The sequence below is a fragment of the Lachnoclostridium sp. An118 genome (assembly GCF_002160985.1).
Taxonomy (GTDB): Bacteria; Bacillota; Clostridia; order Lachnospirales; family Lachnospiraceae; genus Claveliimonas; species Claveliimonas stercoravium.
On sequence record NZ_NFLQ01000026.1, the window covers coordinates 1 to 26,770 of the forward strand.

Sequence of the window (26,770 nt, forward strand, 5' to 3'; positions counted from 1 at the left end):
TATTTAGTTCCTGACCACTCCTATATCGGGGAATGGTCTGTTAAGGTTGCCTTTTTTGCTCTGTTGTAACAAATTTAACTTTTTTTATATCACCTCTTGACATTTCTTAGCTGGACTTTTTTATCTTCATCTGAACGGCCTGCTCTTTAGTCCTGCGGCGCTCCATCCACAGCTTCGTGCCCTCAGCCATGCACCGGGCCGCATACAGCATGCCCTTCCGTCCGATACTCATGCCCGCCTGCCGGGCTGCCGCCCAGTGGTGCAGGGGCGTACCCCTGCACATGGTGGCGGCGCTGATAGTAATGAGGGGGACCGTATGGCTCACCTCCGCCGCATCCGTGCCGATGGAGATGGGCACCGGCTCATCCTCCAGGGGCTCCAGTCCCCGAAAATATTCTCCCCCATTGTCCAGCCCTGCTTCCCGGCTGATCTGAGCCGCAAGATCCAGCTCCTCCTCCGTATATACCGGGGTGGGTATCCTTGTCATGGCCTCGTAGTATAGTTCTGTCAGCTCCCGGTCGATCTTCATCTCCCTGCAGCTTGCCACCAGCTCGATCTCCACCCTGGTCCCGGTCATGAGAGCCGCTCCTCTGGCACAGTCATCCACTCTCCTGGAGGCATCCTCTGTCCTCTCACGCAGACTGGAACGGATAAAGTAATTTGTCTTTGCTAGATCCGGCACCACGTTGGCGGGCTGCCCGTTGTCTATGTAGGCATAGTGCATCCGCACGTCCCCGGGTACATGCTCCCGCAGATAGTTGACTCCCACATTCATGAGCTCCGCCGCGTCCAGGGCGCTCCTTCCCTCCTCCGGAGAGCGGGAGGCATGGGCGCTGACTCCGTGAAAGGTATAATTCTTGATGTCCTGGGCCTGCCATATGTCATTGCTGACCCGGTTTCTGTCGAAGGGGTGCCAGGTCACCGCAATGTCCAGGTCGTCAAAGACTCCCGCCCGGTTCATGACGATCTTCCCTGACATGATTTCCTCTGCCGGGCACCCGTAGACGCGCAGTGTCCCCGGGATCCCACTCCTTTCCATGTCCTCCTTCAGGGCGCAGGCCGCTGCCGCCGCTCCCGTGCCCAGCAGATTGTGACCGCAGGCATGCCCCAGCTCCGGCAGGGCATCGTACTCGGCCAGAAATCCGATGACAGGCCGCCCCTCTCCCCAGGCAGCGGTAAATGCCGTGTCGATCCCGGCAGTCTTCTTCTCTACCCGGAAGCCGTTTTCCTGCAGGAAGGAAGCCAGATACGTGCTGGAGAGCTCTTCTTTGTAGGCTGTCTCCGGATGCCGGAAAATGTAGTCCGCCGTCCGGACCACCTCCTCCTCGTGCTCCTCCAGCCAGTCTGCGATCAGATTTTCCTTCTCCCTGCCGCTCATACAAATGCCTCCTTCGGGTAGATTTCTTCCTCTGGGACTGTCGCCAGCACATCCTGGCATTCCTGGCCGAACAGCTCCGCAAATTCCGCCAGCGCCCTGTCCACAGCTCTCTGCCCGTCATCTCCCAGATCCTCGATGAGGGTCCGGCTGATGGCAGCCCTGAGATGGGCGGTGTGGAAGGTAAAATCCTTCATGCAGGAGGTGCCCAGCTCTTTTTTCTTTACAGCCAGGGCCTCGTTCTCCTCAGGCGTCAGGGGGCATCCCCAGTCAAACTCGCAGCGCGGGCCGCCCCAGCTCATGGGCTCCGTCACCTGGGTACAGACATATTTGTCCTGGTAGCCCTGGTACACTGCGTTGTCCACATTGACGCAGTAGAGCTTTCCGTACTCAGTAAGGCCATGCTTTTCCCAGGCGTCGCACCAGGCGCATTTTGCAATATAGGTCTGCAGGGTGGGCTGGGTGCGGATCTGCCCGAACTCCATCTGCCCGTCAAAGTCCGGCTTCCACTCACCGTAGGCCTGATTTGTCATCGTGTTGATCTGGTCTCCTCTTTTCCGGGCGTTCCACGCCATCCGCGTTCCCCTCTCCATCCCGTAAACGGTCATGCCCCGCAGGATGGACTCTTTTCCTCTCTCCCCGCACAACTCCACCGCCTGCTTTGCCAAAAGTGCAAACAGCACGGCATGGTGTTCGATATGCAGGCATACCTTTTCCTCCGTCATATTCCGTCTCCTTTCTGTTCATCCAGGTCTGTCAACCAGTTAAAAATCAGCGGTCCCCAGCTGAAGGATATAGAAAGCCACCATGATCCTCACCCGGTTCTCATTACTCAGTATATCATATCCCAGCACCTCTTTGATCTTATTCAGCTTATAAGTGAGCGTGTTTTTGTGGCAGTACAGCGCCTCCGCCGCGCGCACCGTACTACAGTCATTTTCAAAATATGCCTTCAGGAGCTTCATGTATTCTGTCCTGTGTGCCCTGTCATACTCCTGCAGCCGTCCCAGCACCTCTCTCACAAAGTCCGGGTAGATAGCCGTCTCCTTCACATCTGTGAGTATCTTGTAGATTCCCAGCTCATCGTAAGCCAGAAAGTTCCTGGGAATGGTCGTTTTTGTAAGCTGGTAGGCTGTGTAGGCGTTCTCATAGGACCTGTGGATGTCCTTCATCCGGTTTACTGTGGTCCCCGCCCCGATGTATAGGTTCGGGTCCTCCCCGGACAGCCGCCGGAACTGGTCCCGCAGCCACTCCCCCCGGTACCCCGCAGCCAGGATGATCAGCTTTCCCTCCTCCTCGTAGAAGATGGTCTTCTCCATGGAAAAATGAAGCTTTCTCTGGATATCCTCCAGAAGCTGGTTGCCCTGCTCCGTGTCATAGGCATGGCAGCTCATGATGATGACCGTGTAGGAGAGGTCCCTGGGAAAGCCGTTCCGCTCCATGTGGTTCATATAGAGCTCCTCGTTCTCCGGGTAAAAGATCGCATTTTTCATGGCCGTGACCAGATTGGTCTCCCTCTGCTCGTTCTTCAGGAGGATCTCCGAGAACTTACGCATGATGTCTATGTAGGGCGTTTTCCATGAGGCGGAAAAAAGAGGAAGCCGCCTGTCGTTGCACCAGTCTATCACCTCCCCCGGAAAACACTTTCCCTCCTGAAGCGCGATAATGACCCCGCCGGCCCCGGCCCGGTCCATAGCGCTCAGGAATTTTCTCAGCCACTCCTCCGACCTGTAATTCAGGCCGGAGTTAAAGACCAGCTCGTCCCCGTAGAGGAACCGTGCAAACTCGCTCCCCTCCACCATGTGGATCCAGCTGATCTTCCTGTCAAAGCAGGAGGCCGTGTGAAGCTTCACTTCGTATTCCGGCCGGATTTCCTTATACAGATACTGTAATTCAACTGCCATAACAAACTCTCCTTTATCATAGGATAGCATTTTTGTGCTCGGATCACAATTATTTCATGAATATATGGTCCAAAAAAATATTTTCAAAGGATTTACCCTGTGCTATATTGTATTCGAAATACAAAATACATTTTAACCCCCCGAATTTGTATTTCTATCACAATCTCTGGATCATAGAAAGAAGCAGCGTGCTGACCGCACGCTGCTTTTTCGCTCTCTGTTCGTTTTATATCAGCAGTCCGGCAGCGATAACCACCACCGTCATAAGCAGGATCACAAGGTAGGCGATCCTGTCCTTTGATGTGTAGACCAGCTCTCTGTATCTGGTCCTGCTGCCTGCATCCGTATACCCCCTAGCCTCCATGGCCATGGCAAGATCCGCGGATCTGCGGATGGCAGACACAAACAAGGGCACCACAAGAGGCATCACCTTTCCCATCCTCTTAAATACATTTCCACTGTGAAAATCCACTCCCCTTGATGCCTGGGCATCCATGATAATATTGACCTCCTCGATAAACACAGGAATAAACCGAAAAGCAATGGACACCATCATGGCCATCTCGTGTACCGGCACTTTGACCTTTTCAAGAAATCCCAGACCTTTTTCCAGTCCCGCCGCCATTTGTGTCGGCGTGGTCGTGTAGGCCAGGAGCGAGGCCATGAGGACCATCAGGATGATCCTGGACACAAGCCGGACCGCCTTCAGAAGCCCCTCCCGGGAAACAGTAACAATACCCATAGAGAAAAGTGGTGTCCCGTCCGTGATCAGGCTCTGGAACACAAAGGTAAACAGCAAAAGAAGAGCAAATCCTCTCAGCCCCTTCAGTATATAGCTCCACGGTACAGCGGCAAGCCTGTAAAGGAGCAGAAGATAGGCCAGGCAGGGAATGTACACAGCTGGATCCTCCACAAAAAACAGAGCTATGATATAGAGCAGAGTGCCTGCCAGCTTTGTCCGGCAGTCCAGCAGGTGAATGACAGAGGTCCTGTTATAATATTTGCCTATTGTGATATCTCTGAGCATTTGTTCCACCTCTCCTGTCTGTCACTGTCCTCAAGATCTCGTCCTCCGCCCTCTCCTCGTCGCACACAAGCCTGACGACAGGGACGCCTCTCTGCCGTACTTTCCACAGAGTCTCCATGATCTGCGGCATCTCCAGGCCCGCCCTGTCCAGCAGCTCCTTTTGGGAAAAGACCGATTCAGGGCTTCCGTCCATGCACACAGTCCCGTCAAGAAATACGACCACCCGGTCCGCATACTCGGAAATCTCCTCCATGGAGTGGGATACAAGGATTATGGTCGTCCCGCTTCCCTGCATTTCTTTTAAAAGTGAAAAGAGCTGTCTTTTAGAGCAGGGATCCAGTCCCGCCGTCGGCTCATCCAGCACCAGCACCTCCGGCTCCACCTTGGCTGCTTTGTTCAAAATACAGTGCGAGACAAATATGATCTTCTGCATAGCTTCCCTTCCTTTCGACATCTACAAAATAGTATCATTGGCATTATGTTTCTTCAAATCGTTTTTCTCTATATTGTCATAGACACATTCTATCTGCTCTGACACAGCCCACGATCTGTATAAAGAAATTCTAAAGTTTTCAGACTTTGCTTGACCTGCTTTTTCCCTCATATTATGATGGAAGCAATGAACAACCTAATTTTATGGAGGGCTTATCTATGTTTGATTTTTTCTCAGGCTCCAGCAAAAAGAAGCGCTATCCGAACCCGAACAGGGGCGGCTCCTACTATCAGCAGGGCAGCGGCCTTTTTGGGCATTTCATGGGCTCGTCCATGTCCGGCAGCAGCAGGCCGCGCTATGGTCAGGGGTACGGACAGGGCCATAGCCAGAACTATACCCAGGGATATCCGCAGGGGTATCAGCAGGCTCCCCCGGGACAACAGGGCTATCCGAACCAGCAGCCTTCCCCTCAGGGACAGAGCATCTGCCCCAGCTGCGGCGCCTCTGTCCCGGCGGGCTCCAAGTTCTGTCTCTCCTGCGGCGCAAGGATGGCCAGCGCCTCCTTCTGCCCGAACTGCGGCAAGCCTGTACCGCCGGGAGCAAGGTTCTGTCCGGACTGTGGGACACCGACAAGCAAATGACCGCAGGAAAGAGGATCGGGGACTACACTGTTGACACAAAGCTTGGCAGCGGGCGCTACGGCGTCTGCTTCCTTGCCCGGGACTCTCACGGAGAAAAGGTAGTCCTGAAGCGCTTTCGAAGACGCCTGTTCCAGAAAAATCCGCCGGGCAGCCACCACGAGGCTGTCATTCTCTCCGGCTTAGACCACCCCTCCATTCCGGAACTGCTGGGCGTGGTCCATGAGCGGGAGGGATATTTTTTTGTGTTGAAATATATGCCCGGACACACCCTCCGCCAGCTTCTTTTCCGGGAGCATCACATTTTTACGGAGGAAGACATTTTCCGGATAGGCGCTCAGCTTTCGGAAGCCCTTGTGTACATACACAGCCGCAGTGTCGTCCACGGGGACCTCTCCATATCGAACATCGTAGATGACGGGCACCGGACGGGTCTTCTTGATTTTGGCCTTGCAAGGTACAGAGGTGAAGACGGCGCCGCCTATGACCTGGACTACGCCTGCCTCGGCAACGTGCTTTTATATCTCCTCTATTCCGGCTGGCACGGCAGGAGGTGCGGAGCCTGGTATGACGAGCTTGACCTCAACGCGGACAAGGAACTGTTCCTAAGGCGCCTTCTCCGTCTGGATAGGGGCTTTACGCATACAGAACAAATGCGGGATGCCTTTCTTGTGGCATTTTCCCCGCACACTGAGACATACACGGACAAAAGCAAAGGATAAACATCATGGAATATACATTTACAGAAATCTTCTGGCTGTTCCTCATCTATTCCTTTATCGGATGGATCATAGAGGCGGCCGTGGGAACCATCAGGAACAAGAGCTTTACAAACCGGGGCTTTTCGACAGGCCCCTTCTGTCTCGTATACGGAGCCGGTGCCGCTCTCATGTCCGTCACCCTGCAGGAGCTGCTGAACAATCTTTTCCTCCTTTTTATCGGCTGCGCCATACAGGCCACTGCTGTAGAGTGGATCACAGGAAAGACCCTTGAGCGGCTGAACAGGCACAAGTGGTGGGATTACTCTGATAAGAGGTGGAACTTTGACGGATATATCTGTCTCCAGTACACAGTCCTCTGGGGCATACTGGGTGTCATCTGTCTGAAATACGGCAATTCCCTTCTTTTTTCCCTGTACAGCAGGATACCCGAGCCTGTCACTACCATCATCGTCTGGGTCCTGATGGGATACGTGCTCCTGGACACACTGGTGTCCATGGCGGCAGCCCTGCATCTCCGGACCTTCGAGGCAGGACAGTCAAAAATCCCCCTCATGCGCGTCGTAGAGCGACGAATGGCCAATGCCTATCCTGTCATCCAGGAAAAGGCTGAGGATATCCTAAGGGAGGGGAAATTTGCCGAGGGCTGCGGATTCTACAAGCTGTTCTGGCTCTTCCTTATCGGTTCCCTGCTGGGGGACATTACAGAGACTCTTTTCTGCCGGCTCACCGCCGGCGTATGGATGTTCCGGAGCAGTCTTGTTTGGGGACCTTTCAGCGTAGTATGGGGGCTTCGCCATCGTTCTTGCAACAGCTCTTCTCTACAAGGACCGGGACAAGCCGGACCGCCACATTTTCCTCATCGGCACCTTCCTGGGAGGTGCCTACGAGTACATCTGCAGCGTCCTGTCGGAGCTTGTGTTCGGCCAGGTTTTCTGGGACTACAGCGCGATCCCCTTCAACCTGGGAGGACGCATCAATCTTCTGTACTGCTTTTTCTGGGGCATCGCCGCTGTCGTATGGATCAAGGGGCTGTACCCGCACTTTGCGGACTGGATCGAGAAGATACCGAAGGCCGCCGGGTACATTGCCACCTGGATCCTGGTAGCCTTCATGGCTGCTAACATCCTTGTCTCCGCCGCGGCACTCATCCGCTACGGCGCGCGGGACGGCGGCCCGGCCGCCTCCTCCGGCTGGGAGCATATCATAGACACACACTTTGACGATGCGACAATGAAACAGCTCTATCCAAACTCCAAGATGAGATGACAGTAAGGGCAGAATAACAGCAGAGACAAAAGTATCATCCAAAATGCCAAAACATCAATAGCCCGGCTGCCTTGCAGAAGCCGGGCTATTGATGTAAATGTACCGCACATTTCGTACAATTGCACACCAGTTCATGTAAGTTCGGACGTAATACTTTTAAAAAGTATTACGTCCGAACTTACATGAATTTACAATTCTTCAAATATATCTTTGAAAATTCCGCTGGCATATTCCTTCACTTTCTCCTCCAGCGCTCTGTACCGCCTTATCAGAGAAAGTCCCTCCTGTGTGACGGAGCAGCTCCCTCCTGTCCGCCCGCCGTGGCTGCGGAGGATAAGAGGATATCCGAGCTCCTGCTCTGCCCGCCCCGTGATCTTCCAGCCCTTGCTGTAGGACATGCCCATCCGCCCGCAGGCCTCCTTCATTGAGCCGGTCTCCTCGACAAGCTCCAGGAGCTCTGCCACCCCCGGACCCAGGACCGGTTCATCCGTATTGATCTGCAGCTTCACTCGCAGGTGAAAGTCTTTCTTTTCCCGCGGCGTTTCCCTTTCCTCTTTTCTTTTGTCCTGAACCATCTCGCTCATTTTTATTCCCTCTCCCAGCTTTTCTTTTCTCCCGTCTGCACTGCCCACCACCTATTCTTCCAGAAGAAGAAGCCTGGATGGGTCAATGGTCACCTCGTCGGGTATCTGGCCCTGACTCCGGTCGCTCTTCATCCAGATGCCCGCCCCGGGGTGCTCCCGGTTCTGAAAGATGAGCGTCCACTCAAAGGGCGAGGTCACCTGCTCTGCCGGGAGCACCCGGATCCGATTGGGGACGTCCTCTCCCTTCGCCGCAGGCAGGATATCGTGCGCTCTGATGCCCACGTGGGTGGCCGTGTCTGGCACCTTTGTCCCGGTGCACAGCATCACGTTCCAGTCATTTGCGTAAATCTGGTAATCTCCCGCCTTCTGTATGCGGGAAATATTCTTGCATCCGGTAAGTCTGGCCGCAGCCAGCTTCCGGGGCTGGTCAAAGAGCACCTGCGTCTGGCCGCAGATCACATTTCTCCCTTTTTCCATGATCATAGTCCTGCCGCACAGGCGGTAAATCTCATCCCGGTCATGGCTCACCAGGACCATGCACCCTCCAAACTCCCGTATCATCCGGGCCAGCTCCATCTGCATCTCCTCCCGGAGGTAGCTGTCCATGGCGGAAAACGGCTCGTCCAGGAGAATACACCTGGCGTCCGACGCAAAGATCCTTGCCAGGGCGGTCCGCTGCTGCTGCCCGCCCGAGATGCGCGCAGGATACTGATTTTCCAGCCCCTCCAGCCGGAACTGGCATATCAGCCTCCTCACCTGCTCCCGCCGGGCGCTTTTATCCTGCCGGCTCCTCAGCAGTCCGGCCTCGATATTCTGCGCCACTGTCATATTGGGAAACAGGGCGTAATCCTGGAACAGGTACCCGACCTGCCTTTTCTGGGGCGGCAGGTCGATCCCTCTGCCGCTGTCAAAGAGGACGCTGCCGTCCCTTCGTATCTTCCCCCGGTCCGGCCGCACAAGCCCGGCCACAGCCTTGAGGGTCATGCTCTTCCCACAGCCGGAGGCCCCCAGTATGCCCAGGCATCCGTCCTCCGCCTCAAAGCGAAGGTCCAGGTCAAAATTTTTCAGCTTTTTTGAGATATCAGCTTCCAGCATCTTCAACGGTTCTCCCTCCGTGTAAATCTCTGAAATACATAGGTCGCATAGCCCATGCCGGTGACCACGATAAAGGAGATGAGCACCAGGACCAGCACATATCTGCCCGCTGACTCCATGTTCCCCGCCGAAACGTCAGAGTAGACGGCCAGGGGCAGGGTCCTCGTCTTCCCTGCAATGTTCCCGGCGATCATGGCCGTGGCGCCAAACTCTCCCAGTCCCCTGGCAAAGGCCAGGATGCCCCCGGACAGAAGCCCCTGGACAGCCCCCGGCATGAGGACTCTGCGGAAAATCTGCCACTCCGACATGCCAAGGGTCCTCCCCGCGTCCATGAGATTTCGGTCCACCTGCTCAAACGCGCCTCTGGCCGACCGGTACATGAGGGGGAAGGAGATGGCCACTGCCGCCAGCACTGTAGCCCCCCAGGAAAACGCGATCTTCACCCCGAAATATTCCAGGAAAAAGGCGCCCACCGGCCTCCTGACTCCGAAGATATAGAGGAGGAAAAATCCCGCCACCGTGGGAGGCAGGACCAGAGGGAGTGTCAAAAGACCATCCCACAGTATTTTCCACCTCTCATGCCGCATCCGGTAGACTAAAAATGCCGTCCCTGTTCCAAGAAAAAATGTAAAGACAATGGAGACTGTCGCTGTCTTTGCCGATATCAGAATAGGCGAAAGGTCCACCCTCTCCCCTCCTTTCCTTGCTACTGGACGTCCGCGTGGCTGACAAAGCCATACTCCTCAAACACAGCCATGGCCTCGTCGCTCTGCAGGAAATCAAGAAATGCCTGGGCCTCCTCCTGATGCGCGGATGACGCCACAAGTCCCACCGGATAGATAGCCGGCTCCGCCAGACTTCCCTCCGGCGCCTGGGCGATCACCTTTACATTGTCTGTGGTAGCCGCGTCTGTGGCATAGACGATACCTGCCTGGGCGCTTCCCTCTGCCACCCAGTTCAGCACCTCTGTCACATTTGTCCCGAGGCTGGCTTTTGCCAATACCTCATCCCAGATTCCCAGATTGGTGAGAGCCTCCTGGGCATACTGTCCCGCGGGAACGCTGGCCGGGTCGCCGATGGCGATAGTGTCCGCCTTTGTGATATCCGTAAATTCCGCCAGGCCCAGCTCATTTTCCGCAGATGTGACGAGCACGATCTGGTTCTCCAGAAGGTCCTTCACGCTGTCCCCGTCAATAAAGCCCTCCTCTGTGAGAGCGTCCATCTGCTGGGTGGCCGCTGACATGAACACGTCCGCCTCCAGCCCCTCCTCGATCTGCGTCTGTAGCTTTCCTGAGCTGTCATAGGTTCCCTTCACAGTCACACCCGGATTCTGCTCCTCAAACATGGGGATCAGCTCCTCCTCGTAGGCGTACTCCAGGCTGGCTGCCGCCGCCACAAGGATTTCTGTCGTCTCTGCGCTCTCCTGTGATGAGCTGTCCTCTGCTGTGTTCTCCTGCTCTGTGCTGTCCTCCCCTGAAGAGGAGCAGCCTGTCAGTCCCGCTGCCAGCAGGCATAGGCTCATGGATACTGCCAGCAGACGGCTGATCTTGTTTCTTTTCATTTTCATGTACCTCCCTGTCTTTATGTTTCATCCTGTCACTTTCATTTGAAGCACTCCCAGTATATATCAAGTTATTTTTAAAAACAACTCGCTTTGGCAAAAAACGCTGCCCCGGGAACTATTTCTCTTCCCGGACAGCGCCTGTCAGCTCCTCATATCCCCCATCTTCTCTCCCACACTTCCTCCATGTCTTCCCTCCGGTCTATGTCCCGCAACTCCGTCTCCCGGGACTCCACAATGTCGATCCTGTCCGGATACCGGGCCATCACAGCCCGGCCCCCCACATCCCCCTCCAGCTCCATGAGCTCCGGGAAATATGCTTTCGGCCACAGCACCGGATTGCCCGGCCTGCCCTCATGGCCGGCGCAGATGATCCTTCCTCTCCTGACTGCCGCCCGGTTCCATATCTTCTGGATGGTGGCCGCCTGGAGGCCGGGCTGGTCGCAGACGCAGAACAGGACGCCCTCCAGCTCCGGCTTTTCCTCCAGCATGGCCCGGAGCCCCAGCTTCAGGGACCAGGAAATCCCCCTCTCCGGCTCCCGGTTCTCCACCGGCGTCACCCCCATCTGCCGGGCCGCCTCCATGATGTTCTCATTCCCGGTGACGATCATTTTCTCCATTCCGGAAAAGGCAGCCGCCTTTTCCAGCATGTACTGGTAGACCGGCTTGTCATGGACAAGGCAGGACAGCTTGTCCCCGCCAAATCGCAAGCCCCGGCCTGCGGCCAGGATGACAAGGCCGTATTTTCCCTTCATCCTCCCGTACAGCTCCACTGCCTCCAGGGCAGCTCCACCCACGGCCAGCGCCTTGTCGGAGATGGTGTAGCAGTGGGAGAGCTCGCACCGTGCGTCAATGTCCCCTATCTTCATGCCCTTTTTCACCATGGCTCCCTCCTGGAGCATGCCCCGCACAATGCCGGACATGGCTGCAAATACCGGCACGCCTCCTGTATAGGCGGCAATCTGTCCCTTCTCCACCCGGCTGCCAATGGACACCGTGGGCTCCATCCGCCCGTCCCCGGCGGCCCGCAGAAGCCGCTCTATGGTGTAGCCTCCCACATTGCCGGGCACCCCTGTGTTGGGGATAGCCGTCCCCTCCCAGATGAGCCTGCCAAGAGTGTGCCCCCGCTTTGTCTCGATGACACAGTGGCAGTCCACTCCCGCTGTAAATCCGGGGCCAGTGCCGATGACAAGGGACGCGTCTGTGATCCTTGTGCCCAGATTTTTCTTGGCGATGATGGCGTCGATGAGCACATCCGGCCTGAAGGACTCCCGCACAGCGGCCCTCTCGTCCACCAGCACCGGGATATTTCCCTCGCTCAGTATCTGTCCGGCCTCCTCCAGATTGCCCGCAAGGACGGCCTCCATGTCCTCCACCTGCGCCCGGCCCTCATAAACAGCTCTTGAAAAGGCCACTGTCCGCCTCACGGTCAGCGGCTCCTCTGTCTCTGTCATAAGGATTTCATGTCCGCAGCGGTACAGCCTGGCGGCAATGCCGGTGGCCAGGTCTCCCGCGCCCCTGATCAGTATCTTCATTCTCTCCTGTCTCCATTCACCTTCATTTGTCCTACTATCAGCACTTCCGCCTCTGTCATCCGACCGATTCGCCAGGCCGCCTCCAGCCCGCCCGGCAGGTCCGCCTGGCTAAGCGCCACAGTAAAATTCCATGCCTTCCGGACGCCCTTTCTTCCTCCCAGGGAATGGCCGGCCAGAAGGGCGATGTCCTCCTCTCTCACCGGGCCTTCCACAGACCGTCCCAGGATGGCCGCCGCTCTCTCGGGGCGGAAGCAAACCTCACTCAGGCTGCGCCCCAGGGCGCTCATGCCGTACACATACACCACATGGGTCGTCTCCTCCGGGAAGACAGGTTCCCTCTCCCCCGGCACCTTCAAGGGCAGCCTCCGGGAGCCGTCGGCCTCCACAAGGACCGGGAAAGGCAGGGCCAGGATGTCCTGCATCCACTCCTTCTCCGGTGCTTTCATCTTGCCTCCCCTGTCCTTCCTGCCCAGAAAGACCACACCCTCCCGCTCCAGGATTTCCTCCATCTTCACCGGGGAGGGCTCCAGCAGGAACCTGGGATCCTCCTCCGCGTACATGCGGGTGGTGGTGGTCACCGCCACCGGGATGCCCCGCTCTTTGTACTCCGCCGCAAGCCTCTTCAGCAGGGTGGTCTTCCCGCCGGCCCCCGCCGCGCAGAGCCGCACGTCCCTTCGCCCCTCCAGCCCCAGCGCTTCTATAATAGAGGGAAATGCTCTGTATGAGTCCTCTTCTTTCTTTAAGATCAATCTCCTGTCACCTCCAGCATGACCTGGATGCGGCCCCCGCAGACCATCCCTTCTTCCTCCGCCTCCTGGGCCGTCATGTCCACCCCGGTGACGAGGAACCGGGGACTTTCCGGAAGCCTCAGCATCTGGAGAGCCTTCTGCATGACCCTGCTCTCCGCGCAGCCTCCGCCGATGGTGCCAAGGGTAGTCCCGTCCTCCCGTATGAGCATCTTAGTGCCCACGCTGCGGGGCGCAGAGCCCTGCCTGGATATGATGGTGGCAAGGACAGCCCTCCTCCCGCTTTCTTTGCCGTCATGGCCGCTGTCATACCCTTCCAGGATGGCCTCCAGCAGCTCTTCGGGATACCCTTCTGTCCGCTCTTTTTCATTTTTCACCTGGATGATCTGGGCAAAAATGGAGACTGCAATCTCCTCCGGCGTCTCTGCCCCGATAGCCAGCCCTATGGGTGCGTGGAGGCGCCGTATCTCCTCCTCGGCAATCCCTAGCTCCCTCATCCGCTCCCGGACCATGGCGGTCCGCCGCCTGCTGCCCATCATCCCCACATAGGCGCAGGCCGTCCCCAGCTCCCGCTCCCGGGACAGGATGCCGTAGAGACAATCCTCATCGTACCGGTGGCCTCTCGTCACGATCACCGCGTAGGTGTCCGGCCCCAGTTCAGCCTGGGCAAGCCCCCGGGAGAAGGGCTCGCAGAGTACCCGGTCCGCCCCGGTCCGCCTGGCCTGGTCCGCAAATTTGGGCCGGTCCTCCAGCACGGTCACAGAGAAGCCGAGCATTTTCCCGATTTTTATGATGGGCATGGACACATGGCCCGCGCCGAAGACGAGAAGCCCGGGGCTGCCCCCCAGCCGCTCCATGAACACGCCTGTCCCGGCGTGGCTCTCCGCAAAGGCCTGTGCCTCTCTTTCCCCCTTAAGGAGGAATTTCCCACCGGCCTGGGGCCCGTCCAGGATGGTGGCGGCCGTCAGCTCTGACATCCCGGCCTCCCGGCTTCCGGCGGTCTGTCCCCCGGCTTCCTGCCTCTCTTTGATCATCTGGTAAAAGTCTCTTCCCTTCATCTCCTGTCCCGTCCCGCGCTCCTTCCTTTTATTCTTTTTCATCTTAGTATGTCTCCCGTCTAAAATCAAGGCTTACCTCACAAAGCGCTCTCCCTGCATTCACATTCCTCTCATTATGAATGAATAATATTCATTGACAAATCTGTTTTCCTGTGGTATGATGATCCACAGATAAGGAAAGAAGGGATGACCATGACACGGATCACAAAAGCCCCGGAGGAGCGCAGGCAGGAAATCATCGACACTGCCATGAAGGTGTTCTATGAGAAGGGATATGAGAAGACCGCCATTGCGGACATCGCCCGGGAAATGCACGTGGCCCAGGGGCTCTGCTACCGATATTTCTCCTCCAAGGAGGAGCTCTTTGACACAGCCCTTGACCAGTACACCCAGCGGCAGGTGGACCGGCTCCTGGCCGCCACAGACCTGGACCAGCCCATTGCGCAGCTCATCGAGAGCATGCCCTCCTTCCCAGAGGTGGAGCTGGACGACAGCTATGCCCAGAAGCTCTGCCACCAGGCGGGCAACGCAAAATTTCATGACCAGCTCTCCCTGAAAATCTGCGCAAAGCTCCAGCCAGTGGTAGCCCGGCTCCTGGCCCGGGCCGGCGAGCGGGGGGAGCTCCAGATAGACAACCCTGACACCGCCGCCTCCTTCTGCGTGTACGGACAGCTGGGCATCCTGCTGGACCAGAGCATCCCCGCCAGCGAGCGGACAGAGCGGATACACAGCTTCCTCTTGGAGCTGGTCAGACGTTTTCAGGCTTAAACACAAAAAGAACTGCCTCAGGCAGTTTTTTTATAAAATACAAGTGAATGATATTCACTCATTAAGGAGGAATGAAAAATGAACCTGAAACTTGACTTCATCAACGGAGACACCAAAAAGTGCCTGGCCGCCATGGCGCTGCCACTCATGGCAGCCCTGTTCCTCAATATGGCCTACAACCTTGTGGACAGTCTCTGGATCGGCAACCTGCTGGGGGAGAGGGCCTACGCCGCCCTGATAAACGCGACCCCTGTCATCCTGATCCTGAACTCCATCGCCATGGGCGCCTCAAACGGCGTTTCCATCCTTCTGTCCCAGGCTGTGGGGGCAGGAAAAAAAGAGACGGCGGAAAAGATGATCACCACCTCTCTTCTCGCCGCTATCGTCTTCTCCCTGGGCCTCACCCTGCTGCTGGAGCTTCTCCTTCGTCCCATCCTGGGCCTTCTTGGCACGCCGGATGAGCTCATGCCCATGGCCTATCAGTATCTGGCCATCTACCTGTCGGGCTATCTGGCCGTCTTCCTGTACTGCTACTTCACCGCCGTGCTCCGCAGCTTTGGCAACAGCGTCTTCCAGGTCGTTGCCATCCTGATCTGCACGGTCCTCAATGCGGTCCTGGACCCTGTCTTCATCCATTTGATGGGCTTCCGGGGCGCGGCCGTGGCCACAGTCCTGTCCCAGGCGCTCTGCCTGGTCTTCATGCTTGTCTATCTTGCGAGGAAGAAATGCTTCCGCCTCCGGCTGCAGCAGTTTGACAGGAGCCTGCTCCTGCCCTTTATCGCAAAGGGCGTCCCCTCTGCCTTCCAGCAGAGCATCCCGGCCATCAGCACCAGCTTCCTCACTTCCCTTGTCACCGGCTACGGCATTTCCGCCCTGGCCGCCTACGGGATCACAGGAAAGCTGGAGACCATCCTGTTCTATCCGGCCATGGCCTTCAACATGGCACTCACAAGCATCGTCGGCCAGTGCACCGGGGCAGAAAGATACGACCGGGCCCGGGACTACATGAAGGCATCCCTTCTCTCCGGCACAGCCCTCCTTCTGGTGCTGTCCGCCCTGGTGACTGGTTTTGCAAGGCCCCTTGCCCTGCTCTTTTTGGACAGCTCCCAGGCCGCAGAAATCGTAGCCGTGTATTTCAGGATCGTGGGGGCCGGCTACCTCTTAAACGCCCTCACCAACTGCTTCCTCGGAAGCCTGAACGGCATGGGCAGGCCCGCCCAGAGTCTGCTGTGCATGGTCCTCTACTATCTGGTCGTGCGGATGCCGCTGGCCTGGCTCCTCTCACACCTGGGCTTTGGGCTTGAGGGCATCTGGACCGCAGTCCTTATAAGCCACGTGATCGCGGCGGCCGCCTCCGCCTTTGCGGCTCTGCGGCAGCTTCGCGACCAGAAAGCTGTAAGCACGGAAACGGAGAAAAGGCACTTGTAGCCCTCAGCTAAAAACGGTGAAATCTTCTTGCATCATTGCGTATTTTTATCAGATATGTTATAGTAAACATGTAAAAAGGAACAACCGCTAAAGTGGTTGACCTTGCTGAAAAGGTAATTGATAGGATTACCACCCCAACTCGCCAAAGTTCCGGGGTGGTTCTTCTATGCCTATGACATTACTTGATAAACGTAAATACGAATGTCAGCAATGCCAGAATGAACATTCCAAAAGCCATCAGATTTTTAAAGTCAAACGGTTTTTTCTTGAATATTCGGTACGAATATGCTATATTGTAAACAGAAAAGGGAAACCAAAAGCGGCTTACCCTCAACAATGAAGCTATACCGCTAAAAGCGGCAAGCCGTCACTATTGCAGTAGTGGCGGCTATTTCTTTCCCCTGAAAATCTCATAACAGAGACCAACAAGAGCAACAATGAAAATCAACAACTGGATCAGAGGGTAAGCCGCCTGGCTTCGGTTTCCCTGTCTTTATGGTAATATAACATCATCAAACAGACAATCGTTTTCTTTTCCATTTCTATTTCCCAAACCCACAGTTCGGAAATGTACACACCGGGCAGGACAGGCACAATCCGCCCTCTCCCATCCCTGTGAAGTCCTCCAGGCTCAGCCGCTCTCCGGCCGCGATCCTTGGAAGCACCAGGTCAAAGATGGTCCGCTTCGCGTACATGACGCAGCCGGGCAGTCCCATCACCGGGATATCAGGCATATCTTCGCCTTCCGCCCGCTTTTTATATCCAAGCATGAACATGGCGCCGGGCAGGACAGGCGCACCGTAGGTAATGACTTCATCTGAGGCGTTTCGGATGGCAAGGGGTGTCCTGTCGTCCGGATCCACGCTCATGCCCCCTGTGCACACCACCAGGTCCATGCCTTTTCCGATCCACTCCTTGATGGCATCCTCCACCATGGAGGCGTCATCGCTGCAGAGGATGTTTCCCGGCACCTCCATACCGTACTCCTCCAGCTTCTCCTTCACCACAGGAGTGAACTGATCCCTGATCCGGCCGTGATAGACCTCGCTTCCCGTGGTCACAATGCCTGCTTTCATCTTTCGGAAGGGAAGAAGGGAGAAAATGCTCTCCTGGCCGCAGATTTCCTTTACCCGCTCCATCTTCTCCTCCTCAATGACAAGGGGCACCACCCGCATGCCGGCAATCTTGTCCCCCTTTTTCACCGGAAAATTTCCGTGGCGGGAGGCGATGACAATCTGGCCCAGGCCGTTGACTCTGTCAAGCTTTTCCCTGTCTACCTTTAAAAGGCCATCCGTGTCCGCTGTCAGCTCGATCTTTCCCTCCTTCACGTCTGAGGGGCTCATATGCTCTCCCTGACAGACCTGGCGCAGGATCTCAGCTCCCTCATTTTCGTGGAGCATCCCCTCCTGCTTCTCCCACACATAGAGGTTCTCCTTTCCCACAGAGAGTAGGACCGGAATGTCCTCCTCCCGGACAATGTGACCCTTGGTAAAGACGGCACCCTTCACCTTCCCCGGTATGATCTGTGTGATATCATGGCAGAGCACGGTCCCCACCGCGTCCTTCGTCCGTATCAGCTTCATTCCCTTTTCTAATCCCATGTCTTCAGCCCGTTTCCTGTCTGCTCTCTGCTTTCTGTCTGCCCTGCCCGCTGGGGGGCTCTGGCCTTTTCGTTGCGTATCTCGCCGCTCTTGCCCCCTGTCTTGTGGACCAGGTAAACCTCCGTGATCTCCATGCTCTTATCCAACGCCTTGCACATGTCGTAGATGGTGAGAAGGGCTGTGGTCACGCCGGTGAGGGCCTCCATCTCCACCCCCGTCTTTCCGGTGACCTTCACCGTGCAGGTACAGTGGACCGCACAGGCCTCCTCGTCCATGTCAAACCGGATGCGGCACCCGGTGATGGGGAGGATATGGCACATGGGAATCAGCTCAAAGGTCCGCTTGGCCCCCATGATACCGGCTGTCTGGGCTACTGCCAGCACGTCCCCCTTGCCGACCGTTCCCGCCTTTATGGCGTCAAACACCTGCCGGTTCACCAGGATTGTCCCCGTGGCCTCGGCCTCCCTCTCCGTATCCTTCTTCTCAGTCACATCCACCATGACAGCCCGTCCGCTCTCCTCAAAATGGCTCAGCTCCATATCGCTTCCTCCTAATCAGCTGTGAAATTACTTTCTCTGCAAATCTGATTTTACTGTTTTTATATTCTAACATGCCTGACATCTGTTGTAAATCTGCGCAAAGCTCGTATATCAAAAACCAAAAACTGTATACCAAAAGGGTGAGAAGATTCATTTTCACTTCTCACCCTTCTTTACCGTGACAACATCCTGAATCACAAACTTTTTCAGGTTCTCATCATTCGCTTATAAAACACTGCTCTTCCGGCCAACATAATTTAGCAAACGCATTAAATCCACCAAATTAACAATGCCGTCTCCGTTAATATCCGCTGCTTTAAGTGGTTCTGTTTCCAAAAGTTCCTTCCTCCCGACATGGTTCAAACACTTCATAAGATCCACCAAGTTAATGTGACCATCTCCATTAATGTCTCCCTTCAACCTTTCCACATCTCCTGTTCCTCCAGAAGAAGAATCATATACATAATCTGTGTCAGAGGCTTCCGGCAATTCATATAGGAAGTTTGCACCCGAACTATCTGGCGAATCCGGAATATGATCTGTAAAGTTTTCATTTCCCACAAGGAAATAATCATGCTGCAGTTGTTCGTATGGCTGATCATCCCAGGTCGCATCAAGCCAATAATATTTCCCGTCATCCATGCCAACCATATTCCAGGCATGTCCGCCCCCTGCATATCCTGTCACATATATATTCTCAATATCATAAGAATTCATCATAACCTGCATCACTTTCGCATATCCTTCACATACCGCAGAACGGCTGGCGGTCATAGCGCCTGCAATAGAATGAGAAATTGGTATTGTAGTATCTTCTGAATATTCAATATCCTCGATCAAAGTATCATGAATATATAGCACTTTATTATAGATATGATCCTGGTCTGAAATTCCAGACTGGTATACCGTCTCTGCTGTGTTTACGATTTCATCTAATGTATTTCTGCGAATATCACCATCAGCGTATTCGTCATACGTCACAATCTCCAACGTATTGCTGGAGTACAAGACACTGTTTGCCAACCAGAAATACTGGGGATTATCATTTCGAAACGTAAAATAAACTTCTGTCTTTTCATAGCCTGTCAAATCAGTCAGGCCAAGTTCTGACAGATTAACCGTAAATGCTTTCGCATACTGATCTGCACCGACTGTTACTGTTGATGCATCTGATCCATCTACAGTAAACTCCCGGCATTCTTCTTGTAATTTGCGATAAAGCGCCTGCCTTTGTTCTCCATGCTCCCTTTTTACCATATCCTGATACCCGTAATCCGATCCATATTCTAAAAATGGATACTGCTCTCCTGCCCGTGCATCCTGACTGTCCTGACTCTTTTCTTCCGCAATCCATTCGTCAGCCTGCTCATCAGATACTTCAATCCCAACCAACGCTTCCAGATCTCCCGTGGCTTCACGCAACATATAGTCTTGTGCATGCACTTCAGAGACATTTCCGGTAAACCACATCAGACAGATAACAAAAAAAATACTTCTTATCCATCCGCGAATTATTCTGTAGTTATCTTTTATCCTCATTTTGTATCCTCTTTTCACTTAACTATCTGACTTAACCCAAGGATCATAGTGCAGATGTCTTTCTCCCCACATAGTTCAACAGTCTCATCAGGTCTACGAGATTCACAATCCCATCTCCGTTGATATCTGCCGCCTCCAGCGCTTTGCCCTCCAGAAGCTCCTTTCTGCCCACGTGGTTCAGACACTGCATCAGATCCACAAGATTGATATTGCCGTCCTGGTTGATATCACCTACTATCTCTACGGCCTTCTTTACGACAATCTTACATGTTGCAGTTTTATCACCAATTGTTGCAGAAACTGTAGTCTCCCCTTCTCCTACAGCTGTAATAACTCCTGAAGAATTAACCGTAACTACACTTTCATTGCCGCTCTGCCAGAGAACCCCCATAGATGCAGCGGCTTCTGGTAAAACGCTCGCAATCAAACGATACGTTTGTCCGATTCCTTCGAGTTCAACAGATGTAGCATTTATATATACTTCTTCAACCGGAATCTGATAATCTGTATAGATATCAACTGTTCGAATATCTCCAATCTGTTCCCCATCCGCAACAATGCGAATACCTATCTTTTTATAAGATACTTCTTCCCAGTTTAAATTATCAATGGTAGTATCATAGTGCAGCACTTCATCGTTGGCTAATTCTTCAAATGTGAAAGATTCATATATTGTTTCAGGATGATCATAATCAAATATTTCAATGGTTCCCTTTCCCTTTTGTGCGCCTTTGTTAGTAACAGTAGCTACTAATGTATACTTTCCGTCCACACAATATAGAGACTTATCCAACTCAAGATTGGCCTCTCCCAAAACAAATCCAGTACTTAACGTATTTTCTTTATCGCCTGCCGGGTTTATTGTCAGCTGATACTCTTTTTTATCATCTAACTGTGGAACTGTAATGGAAAGCTCAATATTTTTCTCCTCTCCAGGCAAAATCTCCGTCTGTATAGTTTGACTCATGATCAATCCTGTCTCATCAGAAATTTCAATATCTACATTTCTGCATGTTGAGAATCCTGTATTCTTCATCGTAATTTCTAATGGCAATTCCTCTCCTCCTGCAACATCTTGTTTATAGAAATTTACCTCAACATCGGATAGCTGAGCCGCTCCTGTTTCAACCGAATTCCACATAAGACTGTTTTTACCATTCAGGTCAGATGCTTCTACGTCAACTTCCCGTTGATTATAAAGCAATATTAACTTTCCATCGACATATCCGCCAGAAATGTTTTCCACATAATTTTCACTGTTAGTAACTTCAAGAGCATCAGACCACCGACTTGTTTCAGAATCATACTGTACAACATATGCATTTGCATTATTCTCATCATTCTGTATAAATAGGATAGACAAATTCCCTTTTCCATCTTCTACAATCTGCTGCGCTCTTCCGGTCACGATACCTTCGTCTGTTTCCTTCTGAACCTCACCTTCTGCTCCACTCTTAGTGTAAATATTTCCTTCAGTATCTATGATAATAATTTTGTTTTGGCTGTTCACAGAATAAATTGCATTAACGTTTTTCTCCGTCAATCTCTGTTTTTCACCTGTATCAGCAAACACGAGATAGGCCGCCTGTCCTTCTTGATTGGTTAAATTATCATCTTCATCAACAATATATGCAAAATATGGCCGTCCATCCAGTTCACCCGCAGTTTTTCCTACAACCACATGATTTGTGCGCTCAATCTCTTGTGTTATCCATTCGTTTCCTTTCCGCGAACATGAATATAGTGTATTTTCTCCCTCCATTCCAAACACATCATTCTGAGCATTTATGCTCCAGCTTATACTCACGCCATTATCTGTCTCCTGGATATTTAAATCATTTTCAAAAGACTGATTTGATGTAAGTGTCTGCACATCAGTGAAGGACTGTGTACTCGAATCGTAAACAGCGACATTTACTTCCTGCAATTGTCCCCTCTGGTTCAGGGTTGTGCAATTTGTCAGAGAAGACTTTGAATTATTCCAGACAATATATTTTCCTGCAGCTGCCGGGTTAAAATCCGCCGTACCATCATCATCAACAGGTCGAGGTTCCATCCATTGTTTTTCAGAAGCGTCATATACAGAATACATCAGTACCGATGCATCTGCCGCACTGCGGTCTGTCAGCGTATTACTCGTAAAAAGCATGATCAGATCGCCTCCCGCCTGCATAAAAACAGGTTTGCTTTCTGAATACGCTTCTTCTTGTACGACGGCTTTCCCGCCTGTCCATTCGCCAGCCGACTTTTCCTCCACTATTTCTATTGGATTATCTCCCAGGCTTTCCAACCACTGTTCTGCCGTCTGATATTCTGAATCTCCTTCTTTTTCATCTATTTGGTATTCATTGAGATCACGCGAATAGATCCAGACTTTCCCGGGTCCCCAAAGTTTATATGTTGCAGCATTGGTTCCCAGAAAACGCAATGCAAGTTTCACACTACCCGAAAAATAAAATTCATCCAGTCCTGCTTCTTTTGTCGGAAGTAAATAGTATTCCACTCCTAATTTAGGATCGCCATAAATTCCTACCGACAATACATTTGCCATCCCTACACCGGCATATACGCCTACTCCAAAAGATGTGCCAACTTTAAGATTTCCATCAGTTATTTGAAGTGTCTCTTTATTAAGTATGAGTTCTCCTGTTGCCGTAATCTCCCCCTTGACATCAATTGCAAATACAAAAACGGATGCCTGTGCTTCTTTTCCAAACTTTGCAGATAATTTTCCATATATCTTCATATCGATATCATTTGATCCCATTGGCATATCGCCTTCCGCATATCCTACTAACTCAAATGAGATTTTGGGATTTCGGCATAGCACCGATTCATTTCTTAAATACTTTTTCACCTTTTCCAATTTCTTTTTCAGGGAAAACTCACTTTTTAATACCTTTACTCCATCCTCTTCTCCGCCATCCCAGTTTCCATCCAGCATATTTAATGTGACCCGCCACTTTTCCTCACTTATCTTTACGGACACAGGCAGCTCGAAAGTATCGAATTTGATGGTACTGCCCCCGAAAACGGGCACATTTTTCCCCACCTCAAATGATATCCCCTGTCCAAATTCCAGAGACGTTTCCATCTCCTGTTCATCCACTACCAGTAAATTAATTTTTTCTTCGCTGGTCTTTCCGGCTGTATCCGTAAGTCTTATCTTAGTCTCCCGGACAACTTTATCCCGTTCTGTTGTTTCGAAAATTTCCGGGGTCAGCGTAAATTCTCCTGTTGGAGATTCAGCTACAACTTGATCACCCTGCATAATTTCATAATTCACATACTCCGTCTGAAGATTTGATGGCACACAATAAATCTTGAATTCTACTCCTGCATATTTGCGATTAATAGTCTTGGTCAGGGTCAAAAGTTCATATCGGTTCCCTCTCATATCCATGATGACGGAATTCAGAGGATGAGCATCTGCATTTTCCTCTTTTATCATCCTTATCATATCCTCTCTTTTTGGATCCATCGTATATGTCCGGGGCCCATACGGAAGATATCCCTCTTTTTCCGCATTTAAAGTAAGCACCTCTTCCGTATAATCAAATTTTGCCTGTCCGCTTTCTCCCGTCTCCTGGGTTTCATCTCCCAGTGTGATCACAGCGCCTTCAACTTTGTTGTTTTCTTCATCTACAACTGTAAGAATAAATTTCCCATTTTTATCCTTAACCTGCTTCTTGTCCGAATCAGGCTGTTTATCCAGTAAATCCTTGACACTGATCAGGGTCGGATATCCCCAGCTGTACTCATAATCAAATTCCCATACACTGATAAAATCCCAGGGGCCATATGAATCTGCTTTTTTCATCTCTCCAGTTGTCATCCCGCCGCTATGAACAATCCCTTTTGACGGATCATTGTAAACCAACGGCATATCTGGATTTTTCGATGGTTTTCCATATAAATGCCCAATATCAAATGCAATGGAATCATAATAACAGTATTCTGCCGCTCCCTCAACTACCGATCCCATAGCTCCTGGATAACACTGGGTCAATATGCTCGATCCCTGTTCAGGAAGACTTCCTGCATGATAACAATTTTCAAGTGTCCCATAATTGTTTCCTGTTATCCCTCCAGGATATGTATAGCGGTTTGAAATCCCTATAATACTCCCCAGATTATAAGAGTCTTTTATCATCCCTTCTTTATCATGGTAGCCAACAATTCCTCCATACACACTTCCCTGGTTCACAGCAATAACATTCCCACCATTATAGCATTGCTCAATCTTCCCGGACGACCTGCCGGCAATTCCGCCTCCATAGTAACCATGATCTGTAATATATGCGTAATTTACACAACTGATAATTAGTGCATTGTTTCCTGCAAGCTCCGCCGCAATTCCTCCTACGTATCCCGTATTTTCCGTGGCAATTTTCCCATCCGCTCTGCAATGACGTATCTCTAATTTTCCATTATAAATAGCCTTAGCTTCTGCAACAATTCCTGCACTGTCTCCATTACGCTGCGGAGCAGTTACTGTTCCATTAAACCTACAGTCTTCTACTGTAACAATTCCATTGTAGCTTTCATATTTATCATCCCCGGAAGTGATCCTTCCTATGATCCCTGCCCCATGCTTTGAACTTTGCACATCACATGTAGAGCGGATATTTTCAATTGTAATCTCAGCTCCATTTTCTCCACCCTGAACAAATCCAATCGCTCCGCCTGCTTCTTCTCCATCTATTGAACCGCTCACTGTGATTGCTTCTATCCGCACTCCTGCTCCTTTATATGAGCGGACATATCCCGCAAGAGCTCCAGATGCTGCTGCGCCGGATATCTCAGCATTTACTATATTGATATTACGAATACATATTGTCCGGGTAGCAGTTTTAGAGCTTATGCCTCCAAAAAGGCCTGCATATGTGCTTTCCGTAACTTTTAAATTTTTTATCTTATGATTTCTGCCGTCAAAATTACCCCTGAAAGGATTTTGGCTATCCCCAATAGGTATCCACTCGTTAGCTCCTAAGTCTATATCCGCAGCCAAAACAATTTCTTTACCAGAAAAATCATTCCCTCCTGCTGTTTGTTCTGCAATCCATGCCAACTGTGCTGCATTGTTTACAATATACATATTCCCTTCTGGATTAATCTCTTCTTTTTTCCCCTCCTCCCATACACTGCTTTCACCATCGGGAATGACAGGATAACCCGATGTTTCCTCTTGATTTTTATCCACAAAAGGAAGTCCTTTTTCCAAAGCATACTTTTCCGCTTCACTCCCTTTTACTCCGATTATAGTACAATTAATACTATTACTTCCTATAACTGTAACACTTTCCGGAATTTCAATTGCAGTCAGATAAGTACATTCTTGAAAAGCATCTTCATATATTTCCGTAACAGTAGGTGGAACCACATAGTTCTCACCTTCTTTTGCTGCTGGATATACGTATAATATTTTCTGTTCTCTATCGAACAAAACACCATCTACAGATGAATATTTTGCATTTTCAAAATCTACTTGTATCGATTGAAGACTTAAAAAATCACTCAGGCTACGAATATCTTCCCATTCTACAAGGTCCGCTCCCCATACGATAGTATGCAGGTTATTGCACCCCCATATAGCGTCTCCTTGTACCTTCGTCACATTTCCAGTCAATTCTATACGTTCAAGCTTCTCACAACGGTAAAAAGTATACCTTTCTATCTCAACTTCTTCTTTTGGTGAAAATGTAATTTCTTTAAGCGAGATACACTCATCAAATGCACTTGCTTCAATTTTCTCTGTATCATCCGGGATTACATACGAACTTTCCGCTTTATTGGATGGATATTTTAAAAGAGTTTTTATGTCTTTTACGTTATATAAAACACCATTATCACTCAGAAAGTTTGTGTTTCCTTGTTCCACATCATAAAAGGAAATGGTATCGCCAAAATCTTCTACAGAAAATTCAGTCACATTTTTACCTATCCTGACATATGATAAATTATCACATCCGCTGAAAAATCCAATCCCATACCTTGGAGAAGGCACATTCGCTTCCACATATATTTCCTGTAAAGCATCACAGTCTATAATGGCATTATCATCCATTGAGTCAATCCTGCCGCCAATAGTGAGCCTTTCCAGCGAAGACAAATTGCATATTGCATCCCCTTTAACAGCAAGATCATCTCCATCTATAATAATTTCCTTTAAATATGGATTCCCGCATAAAGCATGCTCAGATATGCTCGATATTGTATCCGAAATATGAAAGCTTTCTTGCTTTTTAGCAACAGGATATAATGCTACCGCATAACTTCCATCCTCCTGGATCCAGTACAATACTCCATCCATAGAAAACAACTTCTGGTTCTTTTCATCAACGACAAAAGTTTCCATCGCAGGTCCAAAAGTTGTATTATTTTCATTGGATCCAAAAGATGCCACATTTTCACCCAGATAAGCTGTTTTTAATTTTGAACATCCCGAAAAGATATCTGTCCCTATTTTTTCGAGGGTACAATTGTAATAAATCTCCTCCAGATTGGTGCAATTCCGAAAAGCTTCCCGATCGATAAATGTTATGCCATCCGGTATTGTCAATTGTCTGATCGTACTGCAATTCTGAAAAGCGCGCCTTCCTATTGTCGTTACAGGCATTCCCTCAATCTGTGTCGGAATTTCAACAGTTTCTCCGGATCCTGCATACTTTGTAATTGTTATTTCTCCATCTGACTGTGTATATGTATAATCTCCACTAGAAACATTCTCCGAAGAGGTCTCCGCTTGATAGTCCTCCGTATCTTCGCCTGAAATCTCTTCACTGTTTTCTATGTCCTCTTCCTGAGCTGCCGGTTCCGTTTGTTCAGTCGGCACATTCTCTTCTTCCGCAAATCCTGTTGTCGGTATCGCCAGAGATACTGCCAGGATGCCGCATAGTAATATGCTGATCGCCTTCTTCATCCCAATCCCTCCTCACTGATATTCTTCCA

General features: G+C 51.5%; 21 protein-coding genes and 2 pseudogenes. 7 read left to right on the plus strand and 16 right to left on the minus strand.

The genetic code is table 11. From position 1 onward, the window contains the following. Nucleotides 1-106 precede the first annotated feature (106 nt). The 5 genes from B5E62_RS15415 to B5E62_RS15435 form a co-directional block, all read right to left on the minus strand. On the minus strand, nucleotides 107-1,378 hold the full coding sequence (locus B5E62_RS15415) for an amidohydrolase (protein ID WP_087175407.1): 1,272 nt from the start codon (nucleotides 1,376-1,378) through the stop codon (nucleotides 107-109). Next, on the minus strand, nucleotides 1,375-2,100 hold the full coding sequence (locus tag B5E62_RS15420) for an L-2-amino-thiazoline-4-carboxylic acid hydrolase (protein WP_087175408.1): 726 nt from the start codon (nucleotides 2,098-2,100) through the stop codon (nucleotides 1,375-1,377). The genes B5E62_RS15415 and B5E62_RS15420 overlap by 4 nt, the downstream gene beginning before the upstream one ends. Before the next feature lie 39 nt (nucleotides 2,101-2,139). Beyond that, nucleotides 2,140-3,279, minus strand: coding sequence for a PucR family transcriptional regulator (locus B5E62_RS15425; protein WP_087175409.1), 1,140 nt, complete (start codon nucleotides 3,277-3,279; stop codon nucleotides 2,140-2,142). Between the two features lie 226 nt (nucleotides 3,280-3,505). After that, a complete protein-coding gene (locus B5E62_RS15430) occupies nucleotides 3,506-4,306 on the minus strand; it encodes an energy-coupling factor transporter transmembrane component T family protein (RefSeq protein ID WP_087175410.1) in 801 nt (266 codons plus the stop codon). Then, on the minus strand, nucleotides 4,272-4,739 hold the full coding sequence (locus tag B5E62_RS15435) for an AAA family ATPase (protein WP_087175411.1): 468 nt from the start codon (nucleotides 4,737-4,739) through the stop codon (nucleotides 4,272-4,274). Before B5E62_RS15435 ends, B5E62_RS15430 begins: the two co-directional genes overlap by 35 nt. 218 nt (nucleotides 4,740-4,957) lie before the next feature. On the opposite strand from B5E62_RS15435, the gene B5E62_RS15440 reads away from it, so the two are divergent. The 5 genes and pseudogenes from B5E62_RS15440 to B5E62_RS17585 all read left to right on the plus strand — a co-directional run bounded on the left by B5E62_RS15440 (nucleotide 4,958) and on the right by B5E62_RS17585 (nucleotide 7,365). Beyond that, nucleotides 4,958-5,380, plus strand: coding sequence for a zinc ribbon domain-containing protein (locus B5E62_RS15440; RefSeq protein ID WP_087175412.1), 423 nt, complete (start codon nucleotides 4,958-4,960; stop codon nucleotides 5,378-5,380). After that, on the plus strand, nucleotides 5,377-6,099 hold the full coding sequence (locus tag B5E62_RS15445) for a serine/threonine protein kinase (protein WP_087175413.1): 723 nt from the start codon (nucleotides 5,377-5,379) through the stop codon (nucleotides 6,097-6,099). The genes B5E62_RS15440 and B5E62_RS15445 overlap by 4 nt, the downstream gene beginning before the upstream one ends. Nucleotides 6,100-6,104: 5 nt before the next feature. Further along, nucleotides 6,105-6,830, plus strand: a pseudogene (locus tag B5E62_RS17705) (putative ABC transporter permease); the annotation flags it as partial. 64 nt (nucleotides 6,831-6,894) lie between these two features. Further along, nucleotides 6,895-7,173 (plus strand): annotated as a pseudogene (locus tag B5E62_RS17710) (putative ABC transporter permease); the annotation flags it as partial. Between the two features lie 36 nt (nucleotides 7,174-7,209). Continuing rightward, nucleotides 7,210-7,365 carry a hypothetical protein gene (locus tag B5E62_RS17585; protein WP_330398155.1) on the plus strand — a complete coding sequence of 52 codons (156 nt, stop codon included), beginning with the start codon at nucleotides 7,210-7,212 and terminating at the stop codon, nucleotides 7,363-7,365. A 188-nt stretch (nucleotides 7,366-7,553) separates the two neighbouring features. On the opposite strand, the gene B5E62_RS15455 is transcribed toward B5E62_RS17585, so the two are convergent. From B5E62_RS15455 to B5E62_RS15485, 7 genes are all read right to left on the minus strand, one after another. Next, entirely contained in the window at nucleotides 7,554-7,949 is a 396-nt protein-coding gene (locus B5E62_RS15455) for a winged helix-turn-helix domain-containing protein (RefSeq protein ID WP_242957986.1), read from the minus strand. Nucleotides 7,950-8,000: 51 nt separating this feature from the next. Beyond that, nucleotides 8,001-9,044, minus strand: a complete 1,044-nt coding sequence (locus tag B5E62_RS15460; protein WP_206414337.1) for a sulfate/molybdate ABC transporter ATP-binding protein — start codon at nucleotides 9,042-9,044, stop codon at nucleotides 8,001-8,003. 2 nt (nucleotides 9,045-9,046) lie between these two features. Further along, nucleotides 9,047-9,730, minus strand: a complete 684-nt coding sequence (modB, locus tag B5E62_RS15465) for a molybdate ABC transporter permease subunit (RefSeq protein ID WP_087175415.1) — start codon at nucleotides 9,728-9,730, stop codon at nucleotides 9,047-9,049. A gap of 20 nt (nucleotides 9,731-9,750) precedes the next feature. Beyond that, nucleotides 9,751-10,590, minus strand: a complete 840-nt coding sequence (gene modA, locus B5E62_RS15470) for a molybdate ABC transporter substrate-binding protein (protein WP_442911361.1) — start codon at nucleotides 10,588-10,590, stop codon at nucleotides 9,751-9,753. A gap of 167 nt (nucleotides 10,591-10,757) precedes the next feature. Continuing rightward, nucleotides 10,758-12,140 (minus strand): selenium-dependent molybdenum cofactor biosynthesis protein YqeB, encoded by a 1,383-nt coding sequence (yqeB, locus tag B5E62_RS15475; RefSeq protein ID WP_087175417.1) that lies wholly within the window; start codon nucleotides 12,138-12,140, stop codon nucleotides 10,758-10,760. Further along, the gene (gene yqeC, locus B5E62_RS15480; protein WP_162610333.1) at nucleotides 12,137-12,889 is read right to left on the minus strand and encodes a selenium cofactor biosynthesis protein YqeC; all 753 of its coding nucleotides are present in this window, start codon (nucleotides 12,887-12,889) and stop codon (nucleotides 12,137-12,139) included. The genes yqeB and yqeC overlap by 4 nt, the downstream gene beginning before the upstream one ends. Next, on the minus strand, nucleotides 12,886-13,986 hold the full coding sequence (locus B5E62_RS15485; RefSeq protein ID WP_242957987.1) for an XdhC family protein: 1,101 nt from the start codon (nucleotides 13,984-13,986) through the stop codon (nucleotides 12,886-12,888). Before B5E62_RS15485 ends, yqeC begins: the two co-directional genes overlap by 4 nt. A 150-nt stretch (nucleotides 13,987-14,136) precedes the next feature. On the opposite strand from B5E62_RS15485, the gene B5E62_RS15490 reads away from it, so the two are divergent. Together B5E62_RS15490 and B5E62_RS15495 are read left to right on the plus strand one after the other, a co-directional pair. Continuing rightward, complete coding sequence (locus tag B5E62_RS15490) at nucleotides 14,137-14,712, plus strand: TetR/AcrR family transcriptional regulator (protein ID WP_087175429.1); 576 nt, start codon at nucleotides 14,137-14,139, stop codon at nucleotides 14,710-14,712. A 78-nt stretch (nucleotides 14,713-14,790) separates the two neighbouring features. Then, nucleotides 14,791-16,140: an MATE family efflux transporter gene (locus tag B5E62_RS15495; RefSeq protein ID WP_087175419.1), complete on the plus strand. Its 1,350-nt coding sequence runs from the start codon at nucleotides 14,791-14,793 to the stop codon at nucleotides 16,138-16,140. Between the two features lie 542 nt (nucleotides 16,141-16,682). On the opposite strand, the gene B5E62_RS15500 is transcribed toward B5E62_RS15495, so the two are convergent. From B5E62_RS15500 to B5E62_RS15520, 4 genes are all read right to left on the minus strand, one after another. Continuing rightward, nucleotides 16,683-17,723 carry a molybdopterin-binding protein gene (locus tag B5E62_RS15500; protein ID WP_087175430.1) on the minus strand — a complete coding sequence of 347 codons (1,041 nt, stop codon included), beginning with the start codon at nucleotides 17,721-17,723 and terminating at the stop codon, nucleotides 16,683-16,685. A gap of 8 nt (nucleotides 17,724-17,731) precedes the next feature. Beyond that, on the minus strand, nucleotides 17,732-18,280 hold the full coding sequence (moaC, locus tag B5E62_RS15505; protein WP_087175420.1) for a cyclic pyranopterin monophosphate synthase MoaC: 549 nt from the start codon (nucleotides 18,278-18,280) through the stop codon (nucleotides 17,732-17,734). A gap of 225 nt (nucleotides 18,281-18,505) precedes the next feature. Further along, nucleotides 18,506-19,819, minus strand: coding sequence for a dockerin type I domain-containing protein (locus B5E62_RS15515; protein ID WP_087175422.1), 1,314 nt, complete (start codon nucleotides 19,817-19,819; stop codon nucleotides 18,506-18,508). 43 nt (nucleotides 19,820-19,862) lie between these two features. After that, a complete protein-coding gene (locus B5E62_RS15520; protein WP_087175423.1) occupies nucleotides 19,863-26,741 on the minus strand; it encodes a leucine-rich repeat protein in 6,879 nt (2,292 codons plus the stop codon). Nucleotides 26,742-26,770: the final 29 nt, after the last annotated feature.

Bases quoted from the DNA above. Each gene is read 5' to 3' on its own strand.
- B5E62_RS15415 (WP_087175407.1), bottom strand. From the start codon at position 1,378: ATGAGCGGCAGGGAGAAGGAAAATCTGATCGCAGACTGGCTGGAGGAG.
- B5E62_RS15420 (WP_087175408.1), bottom strand. From the start codon at position 2,100: ATGACGGAGGAAAAGGTATGCCTGCATATCGAACACCATGCCGTGCTG.
- B5E62_RS15425 (WP_087175409.1), bottom strand. From the start codon at position 3,279: ATGGCAGTTGAATTACAGTATCTGTATAAGGAAATCCGGCCGGAATAC.
- B5E62_RS15430 (WP_087175410.1), bottom strand. From the start codon at position 4,306: ATGCTCAGAGATATCACAATAGGCAAATATTATAACAGGACCTCTGTC.
- B5E62_RS15435 (WP_087175411.1), bottom strand. From the start codon at position 4,739: ATGCAGAAGATCATATTTGTCTCGCACTGTATTTTGAACAAAGCAGCC.
- B5E62_RS15440 (WP_087175412.1), top strand. From the start codon at position 4,958: ATGTTTGATTTTTTCTCAGGCTCCAGCAAAAAGAAGCGCTATCCGAAC.
- B5E62_RS15445 (WP_087175413.1), top strand. From the start codon at position 5,377: ATGACCGCAGGAAAGAGGATCGGGGACTACACTGTTGACACAAAGCTT.
- B5E62_RS17585 (WP_330398155.1), top strand. From the start codon at position 7,210: ATGGCTGCTAACATCCTTGTCTCCGCCGCGGCACTCATCCGCTACGGC.
- B5E62_RS15455 (WP_242957986.1), bottom strand. From the start codon at position 7,949: ATGAGCGAGATGGTTCAGGACAAAAGAAAAGAGGAAAGGGAAACGCCG.
- B5E62_RS15460 (WP_206414337.1), bottom strand. From the start codon at position 9,044: ATGCTGGAAGCTGATATCTCAAAAAAGCTGAAAAATTTTGACCTGGAC.
- yqeB (WP_087175417.1), bottom strand. From the start codon at position 12,140: ATGAAGATACTGATCAGGGGCGCGGGAGACCTGGCCACCGGCATTGCC.
- B5E62_RS15485 (WP_242957987.1), bottom strand. From the start codon at position 13,986: ATGAAAAAGAATAAAAGGAAGGAGCGCGGGACGGGACAGGAGATGAAG.
- B5E62_RS15490 (WP_087175429.1), top strand. From the start codon at position 14,137: ATGACACGGATCACAAAAGCCCCGGAGGAGCGCAGGCAGGAAATCATC.
- B5E62_RS15495 (WP_087175419.1), top strand. From the start codon at position 14,791: ATGAACCTGAAACTTGACTTCATCAACGGAGACACCAAAAAGTGCCTG.
- B5E62_RS15500 (WP_087175430.1), bottom strand. From the start codon at position 17,723: ATGAAGCTGATACGGACGAAGGACGCGGTGGGGACCGTGCTCTGCCAT.
- moaC (WP_087175420.1), bottom strand. From the start codon at position 18,280: ATGGAGCTGAGCCATTTTGAGGAGAGCGGACGGGCTGTCATGGTGGAT.
- B5E62_RS15515 (WP_087175422.1), bottom strand. From the start codon at position 19,819: ATGAGGATAAAAGATAACTACAGAATAATTCGCGGATGGATAAGAAGT.
- B5E62_RS15520 (WP_087175423.1), bottom strand. From the start codon at position 26,741: ATGAAGAAGGCGATCAGCATATTACTATGCGGCATCCTGGCAGTATCT.